This is a genomic window from Geodermatophilus sp. SYSU D00779, from assembly GCF_054050595.1.
The window spans coordinates 42,805-64,091 of sequence record NZ_JBJGZQ010000029.1 but is presented as its reverse complement, the minus strand read 5'-3'; the positions used below and the strand labels follow the sequence as shown (position 1 = coordinate 64,091).

The following is a 21,287-nucleotide window of genomic DNA, read 5'->3' as shown; positions in this document are numbered from 1 at the left end:
GGGCACCGGCCGGTGCTGGTCGTTCCCGCGCCGTCCGACCCACCGGCGGACGGCGGAGCAAGCCGGCACGGTCTGACCGGCGGACCCCCCAACGTCGCGCGGCCCCCGTTTGTGCCCGACGCGCGAGGGGGGATCCACCTCGCTGCCGGGTCGGGTCGGACGGGACGCGGAGCGCCAGAGGTTACCCTGCGCCCGTGTCGACTCCCGTGGGTGCTGATCCGGCCGTCGTCGGGCCCTACCTGGCCTCCGTCCTGGGCGACGAGCGGTGGTCCCGGGTACGGGTCGAGCTCATCGCGGCGGGCATGTCCAACCTGACGTACACGGTGACCCCGGAGGGCGGGACGGACGACGAGGCGGTGATCCTGCGCCGCCCGCCGACGGGTGCGGTCCTGGCCACCGCGCACGACATGGCGCGCGAGCACCGGGTCGTCTCGGCGCTCGTGCCCACGCCCGTCCCGGTGCCGCGGACGCTGCACCTGTGCACCGACACGTCCGTCCTGGGTGCGCCCTTCTACGTGATGGAGCGGGTCGTCGGCCTGCACGTCGTCGACCGGATCCCGGCCGGCTACGCCGACGAGCCGGCCCAGCGGCGGGCGATCGGCGACGGGCTGGTTGACGTCCTGGCCGACCTGCACGCCGTCGACCACGTCGCGGTGGGGCTGGGCGACTTCGGCCGGCCGGAGGGCTTCATGGCCCGGCAGGTGCGCCGCTGGACCCAGCAGTGGGACGCCACCCGCGACCGCGAGCGCCCGGGTCTGGACGCCCTCGCCGCGCGGCTGGCCCAGACCGTGCCCACCACGCAGCGCAACGGGGTCGTCCACGGCGACTTCCGGCTGGACAACTGCCTGCTCGACCCGCAGACCCCCGGCCGCATCCGGGCGGTGCTGGACTGGGAGATGTCGACCCTCGGCGACCCGCTCGCCGACCTGGGCATGCTGCACGTCTACTGGCCGCAGGCCGGTGAGGAGGCCGTCGCCGGGCAGAGCACGGTGACCGCCCTGGAGGGCTTCCCCACCCGCGCGGAGGTCGCGACGCGCTACGCCGAGCGCAGCGGCCTGGACCTCTCCGACCTGCCCTGGTACGTCGCCTTCGCCTACTTCAAGTTCGCCGCGATCGTCGCCGGCATCGTCGCCCGGTCGGCCGCCGGCGCCATGGCGGGCAAGGACACCGCCGGCTACGCCGACCGCATCGACCCGTGCGTGGAGCGGGGACGCGCCGCACTCGACGACGGTGTGATCTAGACACCCCTCCCGGCCCTAGACTCCGGCCGACCGTCAGTGACCGAGGAGAGCCCGTGAGCGCGCCGCCCACCGACCGTTCCGCGGTGCGTCCCCGCAGCGGCCGCCGGCCGATCCCGCCGCTGGTGTTCCTGCTGGTGCTCGCCCTGGCCGCACTGGTCGTCTGGTGGAACGTGTTCGACTCCGAGGGCGAGCAGGAGGCCGAGGAGGCCCAGGCCTGCGCCAGCGCGTCCGCGGCGCCGCCCTCGCTGGACCCGACCACGGTCGCGCTGCGCGTCTTCAACGCCACCGACCGCGGGGGCCTGGCCCAGGAGGTCGCCGCGGCGCTGCAGGAGCGGGGCTTCGTGGTCGAGGAGATCGCCAACGACCCCACCGAGCGCGAGGTCACCGGCGTCGGCGAGCTGCGGCACGGCCCGCGCGGGAACGAGGCCGCCGCCTTCGTCCGGCTGTTCCTCCCCCAGGCCGGGGACTTCCTCGACACCCGTGCCACCGCCACGGTCGACGTCGTCATCGGCCCCGACTTCGCCGGCCTCGCGCCGCCGGAGGAGGTCCAGGCCGCACTCGCCGCAGGCGCCAGCGCCGCCGCCGCCTGCTGAAGGACCCCGTCCCCCCCACTCCTCGTAGGAGGACCCCTTGCTCCCCACCACCCGGAGAAGGGCCCCGTCCTCCCCACCCCTCGCGAGCTCGGGGCGGGACCCGGGACGGGGCCAGGGACCTGCAGGGGGCCAGCGGGGCCGTTCCATCACGTCGCGACGCGGTGCAGCCGGGTGAGCAGGGCGAGGAACTCGTCGGCCACCGACGGGGCCACGGCGATGCCCAGCGGCTCGGCGAACGGCCGCCCGGGCAGACCGGTGACGACGACGCCGGCCTCGGCCGCGACGAGCGCGCCCGCGGCGACGTCCCAGCGGTTGAGGTGCATCTCGTAGTAGGCGTCCACCCGGCCGCTGGCCACGGTGCACAGGTCCAGGGCGGCCGAGCCGTGCCGCCGGATGTCGCGGACCTCCGGCAGCAGCTCGGCGACCACGGCGGCCTGGGCGCGGCGCTGCTCGGCCCGGTAGCCGAAGCCGGTCGCGACCAGCGCCTGCCCCAGGGAGGCCGGCCGGCTGCCGGCCAGCCGCACCGGCTGGGCGCCGGGCAGGGTCAGGTGCGCGCCGCCGCCCGCGGTCGCCGAGAACAGCTCGCCGGTGGCGGCGTTGAGCACCACGCCAGCGACGGCCCGCCCGTCGACCTCCGCGGCGATCGACACCGCGTACGCGGGCAGGCCGTAGACGAAGTTGGTGGTGCCGTCGATCGGGTCGACGACCCAGCGCACCCCGCTGGTGCCGGCGCGCTCGCCGCCCTCCTCCCCCAGCAGCCCGTCGTCCGGGCGGGCGCCGAGCAGCCGGCTGGTGACCAGCTCCTCGCAGGCGCGGTCGACGGCGGTGACCATGTCGACGGGGCTGGACTTGACGTCCACCTGCTCGGCGGCCGAGGCGCGTCCGCGCGCGACCAGGTCGGCGGCCTCGCGAGCGGTGGACACGGCGAGGTCGAGCAGGTCGGCGGGCTCCGGCGTCGGGGTCATGGCCCGATCCTGCACGAGCGGGACTGGCGCACGCCCGGACGATCACTACCCTGACCGCGTGCTCGGGTTCGGCGTGGACATCGGTGGCAGCGGGATCAAGGGGTGCGTCGTCGACCTCGACAAGGGCGAACTGCAGGGTGAGCGGCTGCGCATCGAGACGCCGCAGCCCTCGCTGCCCGAGCCGGTGTACGACGTCGTGGCGCGGATCGTCGACTCCTTCGGGTGGGAGGGGCGGATCGGCGTCACCTACCCCGGCGTGGTGAAGAGCGGGGTCGCGCGCACCGCGGCCAACGTCGACAAGAGCTGGCTGGGCACGCACCTGGCCGAGGGGCTGGCCTCCCGCATCCCCGGCACCGTGCAGACGCTCAACGACGCCGACGCCGCCGGGATCGCCGAGATGCGCTACGGCGCCGGCCGCGACAAGCGGGGCATCGTCCTCATGCTGACCTTCGGCACCGGCATCGGCAGCGCGCTGTTCACCGACGGCGTCCTGGTCCCGAACACCGAGTTCGGGCACATCCAGGTCGACGGCCACGACGGCGAGAAGAAGGCGTCGGCCGCCGCGAAGGACCGCGAGGACCTCAGCTACCCGCAGTGGGCCAAGCGGGTGGACCGCTACCTCGACGTCCTGGAGGCCGCCGTCTGGCCGGACCTCATCATCGTCGGCGGCGGGGTGAGCAAGAAGGCGCACAAGTGGGTGCCCCAGTTGTCGACCCGCACCCCCGTCGTCCCCGCGCAGCTGCTCAACGACGCCGGCATCGTCGGCGCTGCCCTGGCCGCCGAGGAACGCATCGGGCAGTGACACCGGAGGTGCGCGCCCGCCCGCCGCTGGATCACCACGGAGAGTGAGAACGCCCCTGGACCTGGTGTCCTCCCCAGGTCGGGGGGGCACCCCGTCGGTCCGAAGCGGTGGACCCACCACAACGCGTCGTTACAATGGAGGAGCCCCGCTCCCGTCGCCCCCCAGCGGAGAGACATCCCCCGCCCGCGCCCCGGTCAAACCCGGAGCGCCCGTCGGGCCCTCCCGCTCCGGACGCCGGCCGAGGCCGCTGCCCGGGGACCAGACGGCTCCCCGGGGAACGCACCCAGCACGGGAAGGAACCTGAGTGCCCGCCGACCAGCCAGCACCGGCCAAGGCCCCCGCTCGCAAGCGGACGGCCAAGAGCGCGGCGAAGCCGACCGCCGCCAAGGGCGCCCGCAAGCCCACGATCTCCCCGTCGCCGGGAGGCGGCGAGGGTGCCGTGCTCACCGCCGTGGCCTCCGACGGCGCCACGGTCGCCGTGGTCGACGCCGGTGGCGAGGGCTTGAAGATCGACGAGACCGTCGTAGCGACCCCGGACGGCGTCGCCGAGACCGACGCCCCCACTCCCGAGGAGGTCGCCGAGGGCGGCGACTTCGAGTGGGACGACGAGGAGGAGTCCGAGGCCCTCCGCCAGGCCCGCAAGGACGCCGAGCTCACCGCCTCCGCCGACTCGGTCCGCGCCTACCTCAAGCAGATCGGCAAGGTCGCGCTGCTCAACGCCGAGGAGGAGGTCGACCTCGCCAAGCGCATCGAGGCCGGGCTCTACGGCGCCGAGCGGCTGCGCCAGGCGGAGGAGGAGGGCCAGAAGCTCTCCCCGCAGATGCGCCGCGACCTCAACTGGATCGTCCGCGACGGCGAGCGCGCCAAGAACCACCTGCTGGAGGCCAACCTCCGCCTCGTGGTCTCCCTCGCCAAGCGCTACACCGGCCGTGGCATGGCGTTCCTGGACCTGATCCAGGAGGGCAACCTCGGTCTGATCCGCGCGGTCGAGAAGTTCGACTACACCAAGGGCTACAAGTTCTCCACGTACGCCACCTGGTGGATCCGGCAGGCGATCACCCGCGCCATGGCCGACCAGGCCCGCACCATCCGCATCCCGGTGCACATGGTCGAGGTCATCAACAAGCTCGGCCGCATCCAGCGCGAGCTGCTCCAGGACCTCGGGCGCGAGCCCACCCCGGAGGAGCTGGCCAAGGAGATGGACATCACCCCGGACAAGGTGCTGGAGATCCAGCAGTACGCCCGGGAGCCCATCAGCCTCGACCAGACCATCGGCGACGAGGGCGACAGCCAGCTCGGCGACTTCATCGAGGACTCCGAGGCGGTCGTCGCCGTCGACGCGGTGAGCTTCACGCTCATGCAGGACCAGCTGACCAGCGTCCTGCAGACGCTCTCCGAGCGGGAGGCCGGCGTCGTCCGGCTGCGGTTCGGCCTGACCGACGGCCAGCCGCGCACCCTCGACGAGATCGGCCAGGTCTACGGGGTCACCCGTGAGCGGATCCGGCAGATCGAGAGCAAGACGATGTCGAAGCTGCGCCACCCGAGCCGCTCCCAGGTGCTGCGCGACTACCTGGACTGAGCACCGACCGCCCCCTGACCTGTCGATGCAGGTCAGGGGGCGGTTTCTCGGTCGGCTGGGCGACCGGGAGGCATGCACAGCGCTCCCAGTCCAGATATCGGGCTAGGGTGCGCGGCGTGGCCGTCGAGCTCGCCGCCCTGCTGCCGTCCTGGGAGCTGCACCTGCGCGCCGAGCGCAAGAGCCCCGAGACGGTGAAGTCTTACGGCGACGGGGTGCGCCGCTTCCTGGCCTGGGCCGACGGCGAGGGCCGCCCGCGGTGCTCGACCGGGCCAGCGTCACCGCCTTCACCGCCGCCCTGCTCGAGGCCGGGGCCGAGCCGGCCACCGTCCGTGCCCGGCAGCTGGCGCTGCGGCGCTTCTCGGCCTGGCTGGTCGAGGACGGTGAGGCCGACGTCGACCGGCTGCTCGGCCTCCGAGCGCCCAAGCTGGACGCCAAGGTCGTCGAGCCGCTGACCGCCGAGCAGATCAAGGCGCTGGTCGCCGCCTGCGCGGGCCGGGAGCTGCGCGACCGCCGGGACGAGGCGCTCCTGCGGCTGATGATCGAGACCGGTGCCCGGGCCGGAGAGGTCGTCGCGCTCGGCACCGAGGACGTCGACCTGTCCACCGGCACCGCGGTCGTGCGCCGGGGCAAGGGCGGTCGGGGCCGGGTGGTCCCCTTCGGCCCACAGACCGCCCGGGCGCTGGACCGCTACCTCCGTGCCCGACGCGGCCACCGGCTGGGCGACACCCCGGCGCTGTGGCTCGGCGACCGCGGCAAGGCGTTCTCCTACGACGCGCTGCACAAGACCCTCGGCGAGCGGGCCCGGGCGGCCGGGGTCGAGGGGTTCCGGCCACACCGGCTGCGGCACACCGCGGCGCACCGCTGGCTCGCCGCCGGCGGCAGCGAGGGCGGTCTCATGGCGGTGGCCGGCTGGACCCGGCCGGACATGCTGCTGCGCTACACGCGCGCGCAGGCGTCGGCCCGTGCCGCCGCCGAGGCCCGCGCCCTGGGGCTCGGCGACTTCTGACGGCGGCGGGCAGCGGTCACCGCTGAAGACCCGACCACGTGCTCGGCGTCGGTCAGGTCTCGAGACCGTGGCATGGCACCTCGTCCGAGCCCACCGCCGTCAACCGAACCGGTCAGGCTGGCCGCCGGTCGTGCGGTGGGCCAGGAGGATGCCGACGAGGGTGCCCGGATCAGATGGCGCCCGGATCAGCTGAGGCGGTCGCCGCGCCGTCACATGCACGGGCCAGTCGCCGCACGTGGGCGGTGAAGAGTGCATCAGCCCGCTTGTTTCGCTCCGGTCCCCGTTCCGGCTCGTTTCGCTGGGGACGCCGGGATATGCCGGTGATCTGGCCACGGCCACGGACAGCGGTGCGCGACCTATGAGGCGGCTCCGGTGTCCGGCTGCCGCGAGCTCTCCCGTACGGCGGGTGATGCGTGTAGCACTGTTTCGTGAGCGGTCGGGGGACCGATTTCTTCGTCAGTCACGCCGGTCGAGACACCGCGTGGGCGGAGTGGCTGGCCTGGCAGCTGCAGCAGGCCGGGTACCGCGTCGAGCTAGACGTGTGGGACTGGGCGCCGGGTGAGGACTTCGTGGCCCGCATGCAGCAGGCACTGCAGCGGGCCGACGGGCTGCTGGCGGTGTGCACCGAGGCCTACTTCGCCTCGGTGTTCGGCGGCGCGGAGCTGCGCGCCACCTTCGCCGGGCAGGCGGGAGCGGCGGGGCGGATCGTGCCGGTGCTCGTCGAGCCGGTCGCCCTGCCACCGCTGTACGCGCCGCTGATCCCCCTGGACCTGACGGGGTTGGACGAGGCCGCCGCAGTCGCCCGGCTGCGGGCCGGGCTGGCCGGTGGCCGACCCACGAGCGCGCCGCCGTTTCCCCGAGCGGGACCGGCGCCGGCGGACAAGCCGGGGTTCGCCGGCCGCCTACCAGCGGTGTGGCGGGTGCCGCTGCGCAATCCGCGCTTCACCGGGCGGGACGGCATGCTCACCGAACTGCGCCGGCGGCTGCACGCCGGTGAGGCCCCGCTGATGGTGCAGGCGCTCTACGGGCTCGGTGGAGTGGGCAAGACCCAGCTCTTCACCGAGTACGCGCACCGCTTCGCCGCCGACTACGACCTGGTCTGGTGGATCGACGCCGAACAACCGGTGCTGATCCCCGAGCAACTGGCCGCGCTCGCCGCCCAGCTTGGCCTGCCGTCCGGGCCGAAGGTCACCGACACCGTGGAGCGGCTGCTGGCCGAGCTGCGCGGCCGGGACCGCTGGCTGCTGGTCTTCGACAACACCGAGCGGCCGGCCGACATCGCTGCCTACCGGCCCGGCGGCGCCGGGCACCTGCTGATCACCTCCCGCAACCCCGGCTGGGGCGCACTCGGCGGCCGGCTGGAGATCGACGTGCTGACCCGGGCGGAGACGATCGCGCTGCTGCGCGCCCGCATCCCGGGCATGAGCGAGGAGCTGGCCGACGAGCTCGCCGCCGAGCTCGGGGACCTGCCGCTGGCCGCCGCCCAGGCCGCCGGCTACCTGGAACAGACCGACCTTCCGCCCGCGGACTACCTGCGCCGATTTCGCACCCGCCGAGCCGGCCTGCTGGCCCGCGGCGAGGTGGTTGGCTACTCCGGGCGGATCGACACCACCTGGGCACTGTCCCTCGAGCGACTCAGGTACGAGGACCCGGCCGCCGTGCAACTGCTGGAACTGGCCGCGTTCCTCGCCCCCGAACCCATTCCGTTGCCCCTGTTCACCGGCCACCCGGAGCTGCTCGACGAGCCGCTGCGCGGCACCGCCGGCGATCCCGACGCTCTGGCCGACACCGTCGGCGCGCTGGTCGGATACTCCCTGGCCCGCCGCTCCCCCGACGGCTTTCAGGTGCACCGGCTCGTGCAGGCGGTGATCCGCCACCAGCTGCCAACGGACCGGCAGCAGGCCATCGTTCAACGGGTAGTGGCGGTGCTGGCCGCCGCTTCCCCCGGCGACCCGGGGGACCCGGCCAGCTGGGCCGGCTTCGGCCAGCTCGCCCCGCACGTACTCGCCACCACCCCACGGGAGGACCGTGACCCGGCCGGCCGGCACCTGGTCCTGAACATCGTCGAATACCTGCACAACCACGGGGACGACCGCACCAGCCGGGCCGTCTGCGAACCGCTGCTTGACCGCTGGCGGTCGATCCTCGGTACCAACCACCCCGACACCCTCACCGCCGCGCGCAGGCTGACCATTGCTCTGATCGAGCTGGGCGAGGCGGCGCCGGCCCGTGCCCTGGGCCAGGACACGCTGCAGCGCTGCCGCCGGGTCCTCGGCCCGGACCACCCGACCACCCGACCACCCGACCACCCGACCACCCGACCACCCGACCACCCTATGGACAGCCGCCGTCGTGACCGTCGCCTTGGCTCAATTGGGCAAGGCCGAGGCGGCCCGTGCCCTCGGTGAAGACACGCTGCGGCGCAGCCGTCTGATGCTCGGCCCGGACCACCCAATCGCCCTGGCAGCGGCGAACAACCTGATCATCGCCCTGGATCTGCTGGGCGAGGCGGAGTCGACCCGCGCGCTGGGCGAGGACACGCTGCAGCGCTGCCGCCGGGTGCTCAGCCCGCACGACACCATCACCCTGGCGGCGGCCGCCGCCCTGACCTTCACTCTGGTCCAGCTCGGTCAGGCCGAACCGGCCCGCGCCCTGGGCCAGGAAACCCTGCGGCGCAGCCGCCGGGTGTTCGGCCCCGACCATCCGATCACGCGGTACCTGACCCAGGACGCCGGCCTTGGCCGCCTCGTGCGCGGTGACGAAGCTGGTGGGGACCGCCACGGTCGACCTCTGTGAAGGCCCATCCACTGGCGACCTCACCAACGCCAAAGCCCCCAATGGACCGCTATAAGTAAATGGACCGCTATAAGGCAAATGGACCGCTATAAGGCCGACGGCGGCTTGGGGACAGTTCCTGTAGGGGCACCTGAGTAAGGTCCTGCAGCCGACAAGTGGAGGCCTCGCCACTTGATCGAGGTGGTGAGCCGTGGGTGCGACGAGGCCGAGCCTCCACGGCGACGTGCTCCTCACGCGGGCGTGAGGCCGCCTTCAGTTCCCATCGGGACGGGGTCGGCGAGGTGGACCAGCATCTTGCCCACGTTGGTGCCCTCGAGGATCCGCGTCAGCGCCTCCGGGGCCCTCTCCAGTCCGTCGACGACGGTCTCGTCGTAGCGCAGCCGGCCCGTGGCCAGGAGTCCGCCCAGGTGCGCCGCGGCCTCGCCGAAGCGGTCGAGATGATCGAGGACCAGGAAGCCCTGCATGCGCGCCCGCTGCATGATCACCTGGGAGATCGCCTGCTGGCCGGGGATGTCTCCGCCCAGGCTGTTGTAGCTGGACACCATGCCGCAGAGCACGATGCGACCGCCCACGTTGAGCCGCATCAGGACATGGTCCATGACCTCGCCTCCGACGTTCTCGAAGTCGAGGTCGATGCCATCGGGGGTCGCCTCGTCGAGCTGCTGCCGCCAGCCCGCCCCGAGGCGGTCGATGCAGGCGTCGAACCCCAGACCCTCCACGACGTGCCGGCACTTGGACTCCCCGCTGGCGACGCCGACCACGCGAGCGCCGTTGATCTCGGCCAGCTGTCCGGCGATCGAGCCGACGGCGCCGGCGGCGGCGGACACGACGACGGTCTCCCCCGGGCGCGGGCGTCCGATGTCGATGCCCAGGTAGGCAGTCAGCCCGGTGTGCCCCAGAGGGCCCGCGAAGGCCGAGAGCGGCGCCGGTAAGGGATCCGGCAACGGCAGGAACGGGAACTGCAGCGGCAGGAGGCTGGCGTCGTCCGTCAGGCAGTACTCCTGCCAACCAGGCCACCCGGTCACGAGGGTGCCCGCGGGCAGGTCGTCCCGGCGGGACTCGATCACCTGACCGATGCCGACGCCGCGCATGACCTGGCCGAGCGGCACCGGTGGCATGTAGGCGCGGTAGTCGCTCATCCAGATCCGAGTGGTGGGGTCGACGGACAGATAGCAGGTCCTCACCAGTGCCTGACCCGCACCGGTCTCAGGCAACTGCTCCTCGACCAGTTCCAGGTCGTCTGCCGTGGGCAGGCCGATCGGACGGTGACGCAGTCGAAACGCCCGATTGGTACGGGCGGTCGCTCGAGCGGTGCTGGGCTCTTGCGTGGTGGCGGTCATGCTGATTCCCCCAACGCGCCAGGTGTGCGCGAGGGGCAAGAGTAGGGCGGCCGAGGGGACGGCGGAGACCTCGATTCCGCGATGGTGGGGCCCTCGGGGCGGCACCCACTGATGAGAGGGACCGGGCGCCCAAGCTTGACCCGGTGGCATCTTGCGACGGGCACCGCCGACGAGCACTACTGCGTCGAGAGCGTGGGAAGGACTGTCCTTGAGTGGGCCGCTATGGGGCACTCGCTCCACGGCTGATCACCGACGCCCGGCAGCCCTGTCCCGCAGGGGGATCCCCCGCGAGTCAGGCGATCAGGACGCGCGGCTCTCGCCGCAGCGGGTTCCCCTGCGGGACGCCGAGTTCCGGCGGGAGGGCTCAGCGACCCGCCCGACCAGCGATCGGGACTGCTGCACGGACAGGTGACAGGTTCGGTCAGGCGGCCTGAGCTGCCTGCGTGGGGTTGATTGCTTCGTATTTGATGGACGCCAGATGACCGACAGCGGCCGCCAGCCGATGTCGCCGGTTATAGGTCTGTTAGCCTCCGGACAGCAATGTGACAATCACCATGTGACGCCACGCTGCGCCAGGGACGCCTCCATTTCCAGACGGTGAATCTCGTCAAGCGGGGGGCGCCCCGAACATGGGATCTCGAGGGCCTTGAAGCACGCGCACAGGGTGTCGTCGTAGGCGAGGCCCACGCTCTGCAACCGCGCTGCGCGGCGCGGCAGATCGGAGTGCTCGATTCGGCAAGAGTCGCGCTCAAGCTGACGCAGATCGCCCACGAGTCGTTCGATCTCCGGGCTCGGAGATCCAGTGGCTGATCGGATGGCGCCATGTCCGCGAGTCCACCACTCGAGCGCCTTGGCGAACGCGATGAAGGATCCTGCAGGCGCAATCGTGAGGACGGCGTAGAGGAGGAGGTTCATCGGTCACGCACCTCCCGGGATGTGTCCTGTACTCAGACAGAGCGCGTCCCAGCCCCGGGAGATACAGCCGACGGCGACGACACCGGGTCGGGTGCCTCGACCTCGTCGGCGTGACGGGTCGGTGACGGCGGTGGCCATAGCGTCAGCCCTCCCGGTGCTGTCCCTTCCGGCGCGCGCCTGACAGCGGGGGTCCGGCCTCGGCCCGGACTCGTCGGGGCAGCCCTTGACCCTGGCGGAGGCATGACCATGAGCGTGGTCTCGATGGACGAACGTCCGTGTGCTGGCGCATCCCCCGCGCTCGGAACCGAGACACGAGAACGATCCCGGTCGACGGCCTTCGCGCTGGCCGGACTGGGCGGCAATAACGCGCACGGCGCCGGCTTCCTGGCTGCCGCCCAACAGCTGCAGCGGCAGCGGCAGCAGGCGGCGCGCACCTCACCGAATGGTCAGACCTCCGGCGCCTCGACCGACATGTCCGCCCGGAGCCGGGCGCGAGAGGCCCGTCTCATCCTGCCGGAGCTGGAGTTCATCAGCTGTACCTCCGGCGCCATCGCCTCGACCGTCTCCTACCTGAAGGGACACGACGTCCGCGAGGAGATGGAGGCCCGGATCGCGGCGGTCGAACGGGCCGGCTGGCTGCCGCGAAACGCCTGGACCGACCCCTGGCGGGGGGTGGTGGTCGCCCTGTTGACCGGCGTGCCGGGCGTGTTCGGCCCGTGGATCCAGGCCTACGGGCAGCACTGGAGAAAGCGGCTGGCCGGTTTCATCAATCCGGGCAGCCCCTGGTTCGGGGCCGTTCCGACCACCCTGTACGAGGTCCTCGACCTGTGGTTCCCGGCAAGGACGGTGGTGCCGAGGCTGCCGCGGGAGTTTTTCGTCGAGGCAGCGGAGGTCTTCACCGATCCCGGCCACGGGGTGGGGGTGGCGTTCAACAGCTTCGATCCGAACACCGGGATCGAGCAGCTGTACGTCAATGACGCCGCCCTGCAACGGATCGCCGATCACCACGACCGTCACGCCGACTACGGCCGAACGCACCGACGCACCATCTACCGGCCGATCACGCCCGAGGCCGTGCAGGCCGCGCTGTGGCTGTTCGGCTACGGCTTTGCCGACGGCAGACTCGGGCCGAGCCAGGAGGTCGATGGCGCCTACGCCCGGTCGATCATCCTGAACGAACTCACCTTCGCCGGCCGGATCTACGCGGTGAAGCCGACGAGCGAGCGCTGGATCGGCCGACTGCCGCGGAATGCCTTCGAGGTCCAGGACATGCAGACCGAATTCTGGTGGGAGGCCTCATACCGCGAGCAGGCCCGGCTCATCGAGACCATCAACGACCTCCAGGCAGCTGGTCGACTCTCCTGTCGCAGCGCGCCGGAGACCAGCGGTATCGACGCTGGGCGGATCGCTGTTACGGCACCAGCCCGGATCAACGCCGTCCGCGCCAAGGAGTACCGCCCCCTGGAGTTGATTCCGGTATCGATCGGCATGCAACGGGGCTTCCTCACGTACTTCGTCGAGGATCGCGAGGTCTTCACCGAGGCCTATGGGCGGTCGTTGCAGGCCCTAGCCAGGCGCGATGAACAAGATGCGCTCCAGGCAGAACAATCCTTGCCTCCCGACCAGCCAGCCCAGCAGCCAGTTCCGCGCGCCGGCCGCGAACTTCGCATGGAAGAAGCTGCCACCGCCGGGAGCAGGGATTCCGAGTGAGGCCTGTGGTACGAGCACGTCGGCATGTGGATCCTGCCCCCACGCCCTGTCCCTGAGGCCGCCTTGTGTCCTTGAGCGGCCCACTCAGGGCGACAGCCGAGCCTGGCGAACACTGCAACTGCCTCGACGAACTGCCGAGCATGACGCGGAGATCTCTTCCGTGGATGTCGTTGTGGAGGTCGGCGGCTGGGAGCACGCGTGTTGCGGGGAAGCGATCGAGCGAAATCAACTCGTGGACTTTCAGTGCTTCCGTCGCGAGGGACCGGAGGGTGGGGTCCGCCTCATTGAGAGTCACCATGGCGGCCTCGACGTGCCGACTGATGAGCGCGTTCGGGGACGCGTGACTGAGGTCCAGGTGGTACAGGACGGGGACGCGCCGTCGATTCTCCGTGTTCCGAGCGGCCAAGAACTGCAGGCCGCTGAGGAGGCAGACGAAGGTCTTCTAGAAGACCCGTGGACCGGCGAGGCGATTCCGTCAGGCAGCTGGGAGTTCCTCGTCACCGTTCAGACGTCTCACTAGCCGCGCCTGGCCCTCCGACGACCACCATCCCTGAAGCCGCCCTGAGAGTTAGGCCGGCGTGTTCCAGAGCGGCCCACTAGGGGACGGTCGATTCGTCGCCGCTGACGAGGCTTGTGGCTACGGTGGAAGGTGAGCGACGAGCTGTTGATCATCGTCATGGTGTTGCCGCTCCCTGGCGGCCCAGATTTGGATGAGGTCGCCGCTTGGGCAGTACGGCTGTGCGGCCCGGAGAGCGTTAGTCGACTAGGCCGAACCATCCGACGCGACGCGACGGATTGTTCGACCCGCGTGCCCGCTGGCAGGGGCCGTGGACGGGGCCCTGCTGGGCGCGCCCGGCTGACATCTACAAGGACTTGGATGACCTGGGCTGGTCTGCGGTCGAGTGGCGACCGAAAGACTCCGGGCACGTCACTTCCATTTGGTTCCGGCCGGAACACTGTCCTTGAGCGGCCCGCTTTGGAATAGCCAATCCGAGCCGGTTGTGGGGTGGCAGGGCCCCGTCCGGAGGAGCACCGGCCCAGTCAGATGGGCCTTGTGGAGTGTTGGTAGCACGCTGCTGCTGAGGCAGCAGCGTGCTACCAACCCTAGCCGTGATCCACCCGGCGACGGGAGCCCTTAGCCACACGAGCATGGAGCGCTTCGAGTTGCTGTCTCCTGTCGCGGACGCGGCGTACGTGCTCCTTGCTGGCTCGGGGCCGTCCCGGCTTGCGATCCCACGCTCGCCTAAATCCGTCGATTGCCGGCCGCGTCCAAATGGGACCCGATCCCAACCGGGCATACGGAGCTGGGAAATCTGCTCGCTTGGCCAGCTGCCAGACCCGCTGCCGAGACACCCCGAGGACGTCTGCAACATCTTGAGCGGATAGGAGCTCCGGGGTGTCCGGTTCAAAGGCATGCTTCTCGAAGAGCTCAGCCAGCTCACATGTGATGCCCGTCCAGGCGGCCCCTGGGATGGAGCCAGTCAGCTTCTCGACCAGCTGCGCGGCCGACTCGACCGCGGGCACGGGCCAGTCTGCATGCATGTTCAACCGAAGGGTGAAGCCGGGGCCGTCCTCACCGCGGGCGCTGACGCTGCCCCCCTGGTACTCGACCGCATCGTCCAACTCGATGAGCAACTCCTCCGAGGGAGGGGTAGGGGTGGCCACGTCGATGGTCACAGTCCACTCGCTCACTGCTGGCTCCCCTTCCGACGTTGCGAACGTTCTTCCTTCTTACTCGGAGGCGGCCAGGGCAGACCCGCCTTGCGCAGTGCGCTGACAACTTCGGCGAGCCGCCGGCGGGGGTTGCTCGGAGTGGCCGGGTAGCGGACGAGGTAGGGGCCGTCCGGCTCGTAGAACCGTCGGTAACCCTGTTGGTCCACCTCCACTCGAAAGCCTTGCGAGCGTGCCCACCGGATGAGCTTGTCGATGTCGTCCGCCATGCTTGGCCTTTCCCTTGCGGTCCGTCAAGGGTAGTTCCTTGGGATGCCCCGCGCAGGGTGACGGACCTCCGGCGTTGACGCGCGCCCCCAGCGGCAGCTGAGGTCAGCGAACCTGGTCAGGCCGCAGCCGCGTGCCTGGTGTACGGCCCACCTGGGGACGGCGCTGTGTGGGACTCGTCGGCGTGGTGGGGCTGCCCTTCAAGTGGTGCCGAACAACCGGGCGTTGGTAGGACTCGCGGCACGCGCAGCGGTGTCCCAGAAGCCGCCCTTGGAGCGTGCCCGGCGTGCTTCGCCCTGAGCGGCCCACTTAAAAGCCGCCCTCACGGCGAGCCGGCCGGCTGTCCCATAACGGCCCACTCACGGACGGTCTTGACCTGCCGATGGGGGGCCTTGCGTCAGCGGTTCGAGGCGCACAACCAGGCGGCCGGCGGAGAACAGCAGCCTGGTGCTCAGCGTCCGTCTGTCTGGAACTCGTACAGGCCGAAGTCGGGACGCTCAACGCTGTCTTCGGCGATGCCGGAGAACTCAACCGGCGTCCTCATGACCTGGGGCCATGCCCGCGCGGGCATCTCGCTCGACGTCGGTCTTCTCCTCCGGAACAGGCCCACAGCTGGACGCTATCCGGTGCTACCGCTGGGGCTGGGGTTCGCTCGACGTCGACTGCGAACGGCCCGGGGGCCGCCTGCGGGTGGGTGTCCTCGAGCGGCCCACCATGAGACATCAGCAGGCGACCGGCTATGTGTTGCCGGCGCTACGCGTAGCAGTCGATCACCATGCGCGTATGGCCACCGCGCAGGACCTGTACAAGCGGATGCTCCGAGAACACGTTGCTCCTGCACTCCGCCACTTGGGCATGAAGGGTTCCTCCGGCAACTTCGCGCTGCCCGACCCCGACCATTACCTCCTCGTCGGCTTTCAGAGCTCTCGATCGAACACCGCGGAGGCCGTACGCTTCACCGTCAACCTGGCCGTCATCAGCAAGAACGCGTGGAAGCAGGGCTGGCAGTCGTGGTGGGGCAAGCCCTCCGCGACAGCGCAAGGCCCCGTGGGCACCTACGTGCGGCTGGGCGAACTGATGCCCGAGCACGACGACGTCTGGTGGGAGCTGGCACCAGACACCGACCCAGCGGGGCCGGCGGCCGAGGTCGTGCGCGCCATCGAGCAGTTCGGTCTGCGCGGACTGATGCAACTCCGCAGCGGCGACTGAAGGAGAGACAACGGTCGGCGGCCCTGGGTGAGCCGTGTCCCTCATGCCGCCCTCACGGCGAGCCCGGCCGGTGTCCCATAGCGGCCCACTATGGGACACCCGGTGAGTCCTCGGCTGCGCGGTTCACATAGCCGCATGATCATGAGGCTGTGACGAGGCAGAACCGAGCAGCCATGAGTGGCAGGCGTCGTCGGTGGATCATCGTCGGGGTCACCGCCCTGGTGCTGATCGGAGCTCTTGTCGGTGAGCTCCGTGATCCGCCTTTTGACCTTATCCGATTCCTGTTCCAGTTGGTCCTCGGCGGCCTGACGGCTTGGTTCCTCGTCTGGCTCTTCACGAGGCCGTTCTTCCTGCGGGGCAACGACTGACCTGTCCCATAGGCCGCCCTCACGGCGACCTGGGCCGGGTGTCCCGTAGCGGCCCACCATGGGACAGCCGGTGAGCCGCATGCGCGACCAGGCGCGGAGAGTCGGCGACTACGCCTACAGGTCATCCTCGCGATGCCGGGAACCGGTCGCGCGCAGCGACCCGGGGCGGCCCTTCGCGGAGGGGTCGCGGCGGGTCGTGGCCAGGCTGGCAACGATGATGACCGCGAGCACACCGACGCCCCACCTTCGCGCTTGGTACCCGACCGCCAACGTTCACCCTGCCTGTGCGACGCGGACTATCGACGCCGCACTCCGGATGGCGAAGGGTGACGACCATGACAGCACCGGACGACGCTCGTACACGCTGGGCTGACAGCGGCAGCCCCGGCTATCAGCAATTGCCGGAGCCTGTAGCGCTTGAAGAGACGATCGCTCTCCACCCGGCCGGGCCAGCAGAACTCCCGCCCGACTGGAGCACTGGGTTCGGTGGCTTGGGGGACGGCGGTGACGGCGACGGGTAGCGGTCACTATCGGAACCCTCACTCGGTGGGACAGGTCGCGACGGATGCCGCTGTCTCCTGAGCCGCCTTCAGGCGAACGGTGGTGGGCGCCGCACGAGTCGCGTATCCCGGCGTATCAGGTGTCCCTGAAGCCGCCCTCAGGGACGGTCCCGAGCCATCGCGGCTGACTCCCGCATGGCCGGACTTCACACCTGTCCTTCGCTCCTGGCCTTGATCCCCTCAGCCTCGGCGGCCAGGTAGCGATCAGTGAGGCGGCGGTAGAACCGTCCCATCACCACGCCCACGGGCCCGGCCTGCTCCACCGCCAGCGTCACACGCGTGCCGCCGGTGCTGAGTTCCCCGAGCAGGTGCCGAGCGGTGGTGCGCACGCCCGGCCGGTGGCCACCCAGGTGAACGAGCGGCCCGGCTCGAGCTCGGTCACCACGTACACGGTCGGGGGGGATCCGGGGCTGCTCCACCCGGACCCTGGACCCGACGGCGAGCGACCCGTCATCCAGGCGTCGCACCGAGGTCACCGTCGGCGCCCACTCCGGCCACCGCTCGACCTCGCGCAGCACCTCCCGGACCCGCTCGACCGGGGCCTCGACGTCGATCCTGCTGCTCTTCATCGCTACTGGAGATTGAACAAGATCAAGTGCCACACACCTCCTGCATCTCAGGTCAGCGATCTCGTTGTGACGGGTTGCAGGAGATCGGTCCGGACGCTGGGGACATGGCAAGCGGAGGCAGCGCCGACTACCGGGCGCGCCGGCGAGAACGCGAGCGGCAGCGTCGCCAGCGCACCGAACGTGAAGAGGGGAGGACCGTCTCAACGACGCCGAGAGAGTCCACTCCCGTGGTGGCAGACGGCCGTGTCCGACGGGGAGCTGCCACGGCTTGCGCCTGGTGCGGAGGTGCCATCACGCCACGGTCGCGGGGACCGGTACCGAAGTGGTGCTCAGCCACCTGCCGTCACCGCGCGTGGGAGCAGAGGCGGGCCGCGGCGTCCGGCCGCTCGGCTGTCCAGGTCGTCGAGCGCCGAGTCGAGATCCCGACCCCGATGGCGCCGACGCGTCGGGGCTGGGGACGTCTCCTCGCCGAGCTGGCCCGTCAACTGGAGGACGGCCGCGTCTACGACCGTGACCTCGTTGCACTCGCCACGGCGCTGACCGCCGTCCTGGATGCCTACGCCGACGCCCGTACGTCCGGGACCGGGGCCGCACAGGAGGCTTCCTCGATCTGCGGTGAGCGCCCCGGGCCCGATTCATCTCTGGAGTGTTCGGCCTGCGCGGCATGCCCTGGTCCGTGAGCGCAGACCGGAATCTCCAGTTGTCCTGCAGTGGAGACGGCACCGGAAGGACCGGAGCGCCAGTCGCCGCGGCCGCCGGATGTCGGGAGTCCGCGTCATGGGGAGTGTGGACGAACAGGAGTCTGCAGTCCCGCTCGATCAAGAGCGTCCATGCAGGGGCTGCCTTGCTGGAGATGAACTGGAGAAGCGGACGCAGCCTCGACTCCATGACGGCCGACCGCTCCCTGATCGCGCGGCTGGCCGCGCACGAGTCGTGGGCCAACACGGCCGATCCCAGTGCGCGGACCGCGCCGGCACGTCGCGCGCTGTTGGATCGCTTCGAGCGCCAGGTCGACCCCGATGGCGTGCTGTCGCCGGCCGAGCGGGCACGCCGAGCCGGGCACGCTCGCAAGGCCTACTTCACGCGCCTCGCGCTGCGATCGGCACAGGCACGACGCAAGACGCCCGCCGTAGCGGATGTGGACGGCGGACCGAAGGGACCGGACGAGGAACAGCCGCAGTAGTCCGGAGCACCGACGTCGTCGGGGTCTCCCTCCACCCCGAAGCCGGGCTGCGCCTCGCCGCCGTCGTGCTGGCTGAGGTCCACGACGAATGGCAGGTCTCTGACCGTCGCCACCTCTGCGAAGGCTCCATGGCCCAGCCCGACCAACCGGCCAGGGAGATGGCGCAGCCAGCCTTGATCGCGCCATGGTCACCTCACCACTCACCACCACGGTGAGGGGTACATGCACCACTCAGAGGACGTCGCCGCGGCCACATCTTCAGTCCAGGATATTTCCACGCACAGCGCTTCTGACCTGCAGGCTTGTCAGCTGACCATGCACACCGTTCAGGCGTTCGTAGTGCGCGACTACCTGGACTGAGCCCACGACACAGGGTCCGGTCCGCTCCGGCGGGCCGGACCCTCAGTCGTCCGGCGGCCCCCGACGCCGGCTCACCACCACAGCGGCCCGAATCGCCGCGCCCGTGCCGCCACGACGGACCACGGGGTGGACGCGTCCTTCGCCTGGTCGATGGGGTTGATGCCGAGCCGCATCGTCAGGTCGGCGCGCAACATGTGGACCCGGTTCTCGAACAGCATCTTCTCGCTGATCCAGGAGATGGCGTCCGCCTCCGGTCTCCACTCCTCGTCGTAGGCCGCAGCGGCGGCGACCAGGCCCGCCGGGGTGGTGCCGGACCGGCCGACGGCGAGGTCGAGTGTCATCGCGGACTCGAGCGCGGCGTTGACGCCCTGCCCGATCGGGGGGAAGGGGCCGGCCGCGTCGCCGATCAGCACGCAGCGTCCGGCGGACAGGCGTGAGCAGGTCAGCTTCTGGCCGATGTGGTGACACCGTCGCCGGGCGAACGCGGCGACCGCCTCGGGTGAGGCCAGGTCCAGGATCCGAGGGCAATGGCGGCGCAGCCACGCGCGGGCCTCGTCGACCGACCCGAATCGCAGTTCGCGCCGGGTGCCGACGCCGCAGAACCACCGTGGGGCGTCGCCGTCGCCGTCCGCCTTGATCGCCCCAGCCACGCAGAACGGCCGGGTCGCCAGCGCCTGGAGGTAGTGCGGGTCGAGCTGGTCGGAGAGGCGGTCCAGCTCGACCATCGTGAGGTGGTTCGGCAGTTCCGCCCGCTGCACCTCGAAGCCCGGCACCTGCTCCTGCACCGCCCGGCGCACGACCGATCCGGCACCGTCGGCGCCGATGACGAGGTCGAAGCGCCGGGTCGTCGGCGCCGCCCCCGGCGGGGTCCAGGTCACCCTCCCGGTCGCCACGTCGACGGCTTCCACGAGGCAGCCGTACTCGAGCTGCACCTCGTCCTCGACCGTCTCCCCGAGGGCGTCGGTGAGCGCACGCAGGATGTCGCCCCGTGAACCGGTCCATCCCGGCGCGCGCCACTCCTCGACCACCCGGCCGCCGTGCTGGATGCCGCGGAATGCCAGCAGCCGGGCGTCGAAGTACGCCGTCGCGTCGATGTGCTGCAGCGCCCGGTGGCCGTGTCCGGTGATGTCGATCGTGTAGGAGCGCTCGGGATCGAACCGGGGGCTCACCTGCGGGTAGTCGTGCCGTTCGAGCACGGTCGTGCGGATGCCGCGGCGAGCGAGCGCGATCGCCGCCAGCAGCCCGGCCGGCCCGGCCCCGATGACGACGATGCCGCCGCGCTCCGGCGGGTCGTGACGTCGGTCACTCATGGCGCCCCTGGATCCCGTGCCGTCGGATCCCCCTGCCAGGCGAGCCTGCACCCACGGCACGAGGGTCACGAGGGCCGTTGGCCCCCACTGCCCTCGCGGATGCGTCGGGTGGGTCGCTCCGTCGTCCAGGACGATGACGGCACGATTGCGACGAGGTCACGATCTCACCCCGATGAGCCGGTCCGCCGGTGTACGCCGTCATGCGCCGGGTAGACGGCGTAGCGTGGTGCCCGTCAAGACAGCAGCGGACCCACCAGCCGGACGACGACCGGCGCACGCGAACGACGAGAACAGCACGACACGACAGACCGGCACGACCCAGTGACGTCCCTGCTGACCCGGACCACCTGCACCACCCGGCACCGGCCTCACCGCTCTCGGCGAGTCCAGCGTCGGATCGGGCGGGTCGGGAACACAGGGGGACATCCTGGCGCTGTGCAGGAGGCCGATCCGCAGCCGCGGGTCCGTGCGGTAGAGAGCGAGTGATGACCCAGATGACCCAGACGCTGACGACGACCCCGCCCGCCGACGACCTCGTCGTTCCCTTTCACTGTGACCGCTGTGGCGCACTGGCCAAGGTGCGGGTGGTCCTCGCCAGCGGCAGCGACCTCGTCTTCTGCGGGCACCACGCCCGTGAGTACGAGGGCAAGCTCCGCGACATCGCCGTCGACATCATCGAGACCGACGGCGAGCAGCGCCTCAGCCACTGACGGAGGCGCTATCGTCGCGCACAGCGATGAAGCCCTCACCCGACGCCGCCGCCGGCGTCCCGTTCCCGCCTGATGGGGACAGGGCGCCGGCGGCTCCGTCGTTCCCGGGACCTCCCGGTCGACGACTACCCGG

General features: G+C 71.0%; 17 protein-coding genes. 12 read left to right on the top strand and 5 right to left on the bottom strand.

What is annotated here, in order from left to right; all coding sequences use genetic code 11:
- The first annotated feature begins 194 nt into the window (after nt 1–194).
- Both ACI79G_RS20635 and ACI79G_RS20630 read left to right on the top strand, forming a co-directional pair.
- Complete coding sequence (locus tag ACI79G_RS20635) at nt 195–1,241, top strand: phosphotransferase family protein (protein ID WP_456882934.1); 1,047 nt, start codon at nt 195–197, stop codon at nt 1,239–1,241.
- Nucleotides 1,242–1,294: 53 nt separating this feature from the next.
- On the top strand, nt 1,295–1,834 hold the full coding sequence (locus ACI79G_RS20630; protein ID WP_456882933.1) for a LytR C-terminal domain-containing protein: 540 nt from the start codon (nt 1,295–1,297) through the stop codon (nt 1,832–1,834).
- Nucleotides 1,835–1,980: 146 nt separating this feature from the next.
- Here ACI79G_RS20630 and ACI79G_RS20625 read toward each other — a convergent pair whose 3' ends face one another.
- Nucleotides 1,981–2,799, bottom strand: coding sequence for an inositol monophosphatase family protein (locus ACI79G_RS20625; protein ID WP_456882932.1), 819 nt, complete (start codon nt 2,797–2,799; stop codon nt 1,981–1,983).
- Between the two features lie 58 nt (nt 2,800–2,857).
- Here ACI79G_RS20625 and ppgK point away from each other — a divergent pair, with 58 nt between their 5' ends.
- The 5 genes from ppgK (at nt 2,858) to ACI79G_RS20600 (ending at nt 8,982) form a co-directional block, all read left to right on the top strand.
- Entirely contained in the window at nt 2,858–3,601 is a 744-nt protein-coding gene (ppgK, locus tag ACI79G_RS20620; protein ID WP_456882931.1) for a polyphosphate--glucose phosphotransferase, read from the top strand.
- Between the two features lie 304 nt (nt 3,602–3,905).
- Entirely contained in the window at nt 3,906–5,180 is a 1,275-nt protein-coding gene (locus ACI79G_RS20615) for an RNA polymerase sigma factor (protein WP_091216874.1), read from the top strand.
- 256 nt (nt 5,181–5,436) lie between these two features.
- Entirely contained in the window at nt 5,437–6,186 is a 750-nt protein-coding gene (locus ACI79G_RS20610; protein WP_456882930.1) for a tyrosine-type recombinase/integrase, read from the top strand.
- Between the two features lie 428 nt (nt 6,187–6,614).
- A complete protein-coding gene (gene fxsT / locus ACI79G_RS20605; RefSeq protein ID WP_456882929.1) occupies nt 6,615–8,594 on the top strand; it encodes an FxSxx-COOH system tetratricopeptide repeat protein in 1,980 nt (659 codons plus the stop codon).
- A complete protein-coding gene (locus ACI79G_RS20600; protein ID WP_456882928.1) occupies nt 8,539–8,982 on the top strand; it encodes a tetratricopeptide repeat protein in 444 nt (147 codons plus the stop codon). Before fxsT ends, ACI79G_RS20600 begins: the two co-directional genes overlap by 56 nt.
- 230 nt (nt 8,983–9,212) lie before the next feature.
- On the opposite strand, the gene ACI79G_RS20595 is transcribed toward ACI79G_RS20600, so the two are convergent.
- On the bottom strand, nt 9,213–10,322 hold the full coding sequence (locus ACI79G_RS20595; protein ID WP_456882927.1) for an NADP-dependent oxidoreductase: 1,110 nt from the start codon (nt 10,320–10,322) through the stop codon (nt 9,213–9,215).
- 549 nt (nt 10,323–10,871) lie between these two features.
- Nucleotides 10,872–11,237, bottom strand: coding sequence for a hypothetical protein (locus ACI79G_RS20590; protein ID WP_456882926.1), 366 nt, complete (start codon nt 11,235–11,237; stop codon nt 10,872–10,874).
- 240 nt (nt 11,238–11,477) lie between these two features.
- Between ACI79G_RS20590 and ACI79G_RS20585 the strand changes: the two genes are divergently transcribed.
- The 3 genes from ACI79G_RS20585 to ACI79G_RS20575 all read left to right on the top strand — a co-directional run bounded on the left by ACI79G_RS20585 (nt 11,478) and on the right by ACI79G_RS20575 (nt 16,462).
- Complete coding sequence (locus tag ACI79G_RS20585) at nt 11,478–12,947, top strand: hypothetical protein (RefSeq protein WP_456882925.1); 1,470 nt, start codon at nt 11,478–11,480, stop codon at nt 12,945–12,947.
- A 2,721-nt stretch (nt 12,948–15,668) separates the two neighbouring features.
- Complete coding sequence (locus ACI79G_RS20580) at nt 15,669–16,094, top strand: DUF4304 domain-containing protein (protein ID WP_456882924.1); 426 nt, start codon at nt 15,669–15,671, stop codon at nt 16,092–16,094.
- Between the two features lie 149 nt (nt 16,095–16,243).
- A complete protein-coding gene (locus ACI79G_RS20575; RefSeq protein ID WP_456882923.1) occupies nt 16,244–16,462 on the top strand; it encodes a hypothetical protein in 219 nt (72 codons plus the stop codon).
- 706 nt (nt 16,463–17,168) lie between these two features.
- Here ACI79G_RS20575 and ACI79G_RS20570 read toward each other — a convergent pair.
- Nucleotides 17,169–17,591 (bottom strand): SRPBCC family protein, encoded by a 423-nt coding sequence (locus ACI79G_RS20570; protein WP_456882922.1) that lies wholly within the window; start codon nt 17,589–17,591, stop codon nt 17,169–17,171.
- A gap of 886 nt (nt 17,592–18,477) precedes the next feature.
- Between ACI79G_RS20570 and ACI79G_RS20565 the strand changes: the two genes are divergently transcribed.
- Nucleotides 18,478–18,774, top strand: coding sequence for a hypothetical protein (locus ACI79G_RS20565; RefSeq protein WP_456882921.1), 297 nt, complete (start codon nt 18,478–18,480; stop codon nt 18,772–18,774).
- A gap of 431 nt (nt 18,775–19,205) precedes the next feature.
- Here the strand turns inward: ACI79G_RS20565 and ACI79G_RS20560 are convergent, their stop codons facing one another.
- Entirely contained in the window at nt 19,206–20,444 is a 1,239-nt protein-coding gene (locus ACI79G_RS20560) for an FAD-dependent oxidoreductase (RefSeq protein ID WP_456882920.1), read from the bottom strand.
- A gap of 485 nt (nt 20,445–20,929) precedes the next feature.
- On the opposite strand from ACI79G_RS20560, the gene ACI79G_RS20555 reads away from it, so the two are divergent.
- The gene (locus ACI79G_RS20555) at nt 20,930–21,154 is read left to right on the top strand and encodes a DUF7455 domain-containing protein (RefSeq protein ID WP_012949566.1); all 225 of its coding nucleotides are present in this window, start codon (nt 20,930–20,932) and stop codon (nt 21,152–21,154) included.
- The last annotated feature ends 133 nt before the right edge of the window (nt 21,155–21,287 follow it).

Bases quoted from the DNA above. Each gene is read 5' to 3' on its own strand.
- ACI79G_RS20625 (WP_456882932.1), bottom strand. From the start codon at position 2,799: ATGACCCCGACGCCGGAGCCCGCCGACCTGCTCGACCTCGCCGTGTCC.
- ACI79G_RS20595 (WP_456882927.1), bottom strand. From the start codon at position 10,322: ATGACCGCCACCACGCAAGAGCCCAGCACCGCTCGAGCGACCGCCCGT.
- ACI79G_RS20590 (WP_456882926.1), bottom strand. From the start codon at position 11,237: ATGAACCTCCTCCTCTACGCCGTCCTCACGATTGCGCCTGCAGGATCC.
- ACI79G_RS20585 (WP_456882925.1), top strand. From the start codon at position 11,478: ATGACCATGAGCGTGGTCTCGATGGACGAACGTCCGTGTGCTGGCGCA.
- ACI79G_RS20580 (WP_456882924.1), top strand. From the start codon at position 15,669: ATGGCCACCGCGCAGGACCTGTACAAGCGGATGCTCCGAGAACACGTT.
- ACI79G_RS20570 (WP_456882922.1), bottom strand. From the start codon at position 17,591: ATGAAGAGCAGCAGGATCGACGTCGAGGCCCCGGTCGAGCGGGTCCGG.
- ACI79G_RS20565 (WP_456882921.1), top strand. From the start codon at position 18,478: ATGACGGCCGACCGCTCCCTGATCGCGCGGCTGGCCGCGCACGAGTCG.
- ACI79G_RS20560 (WP_456882920.1), bottom strand. From the start codon at position 20,444: ATGAGTGACCGACGTCACGACCCGCCGGAGCGCGGCGGCATCGTCGTC.
- ACI79G_RS20555 (WP_012949566.1), top strand. From the start codon at position 20,930: ATGACCCAGATGACCCAGACGCTGACGACGACCCCGCCCGCCGACGAC.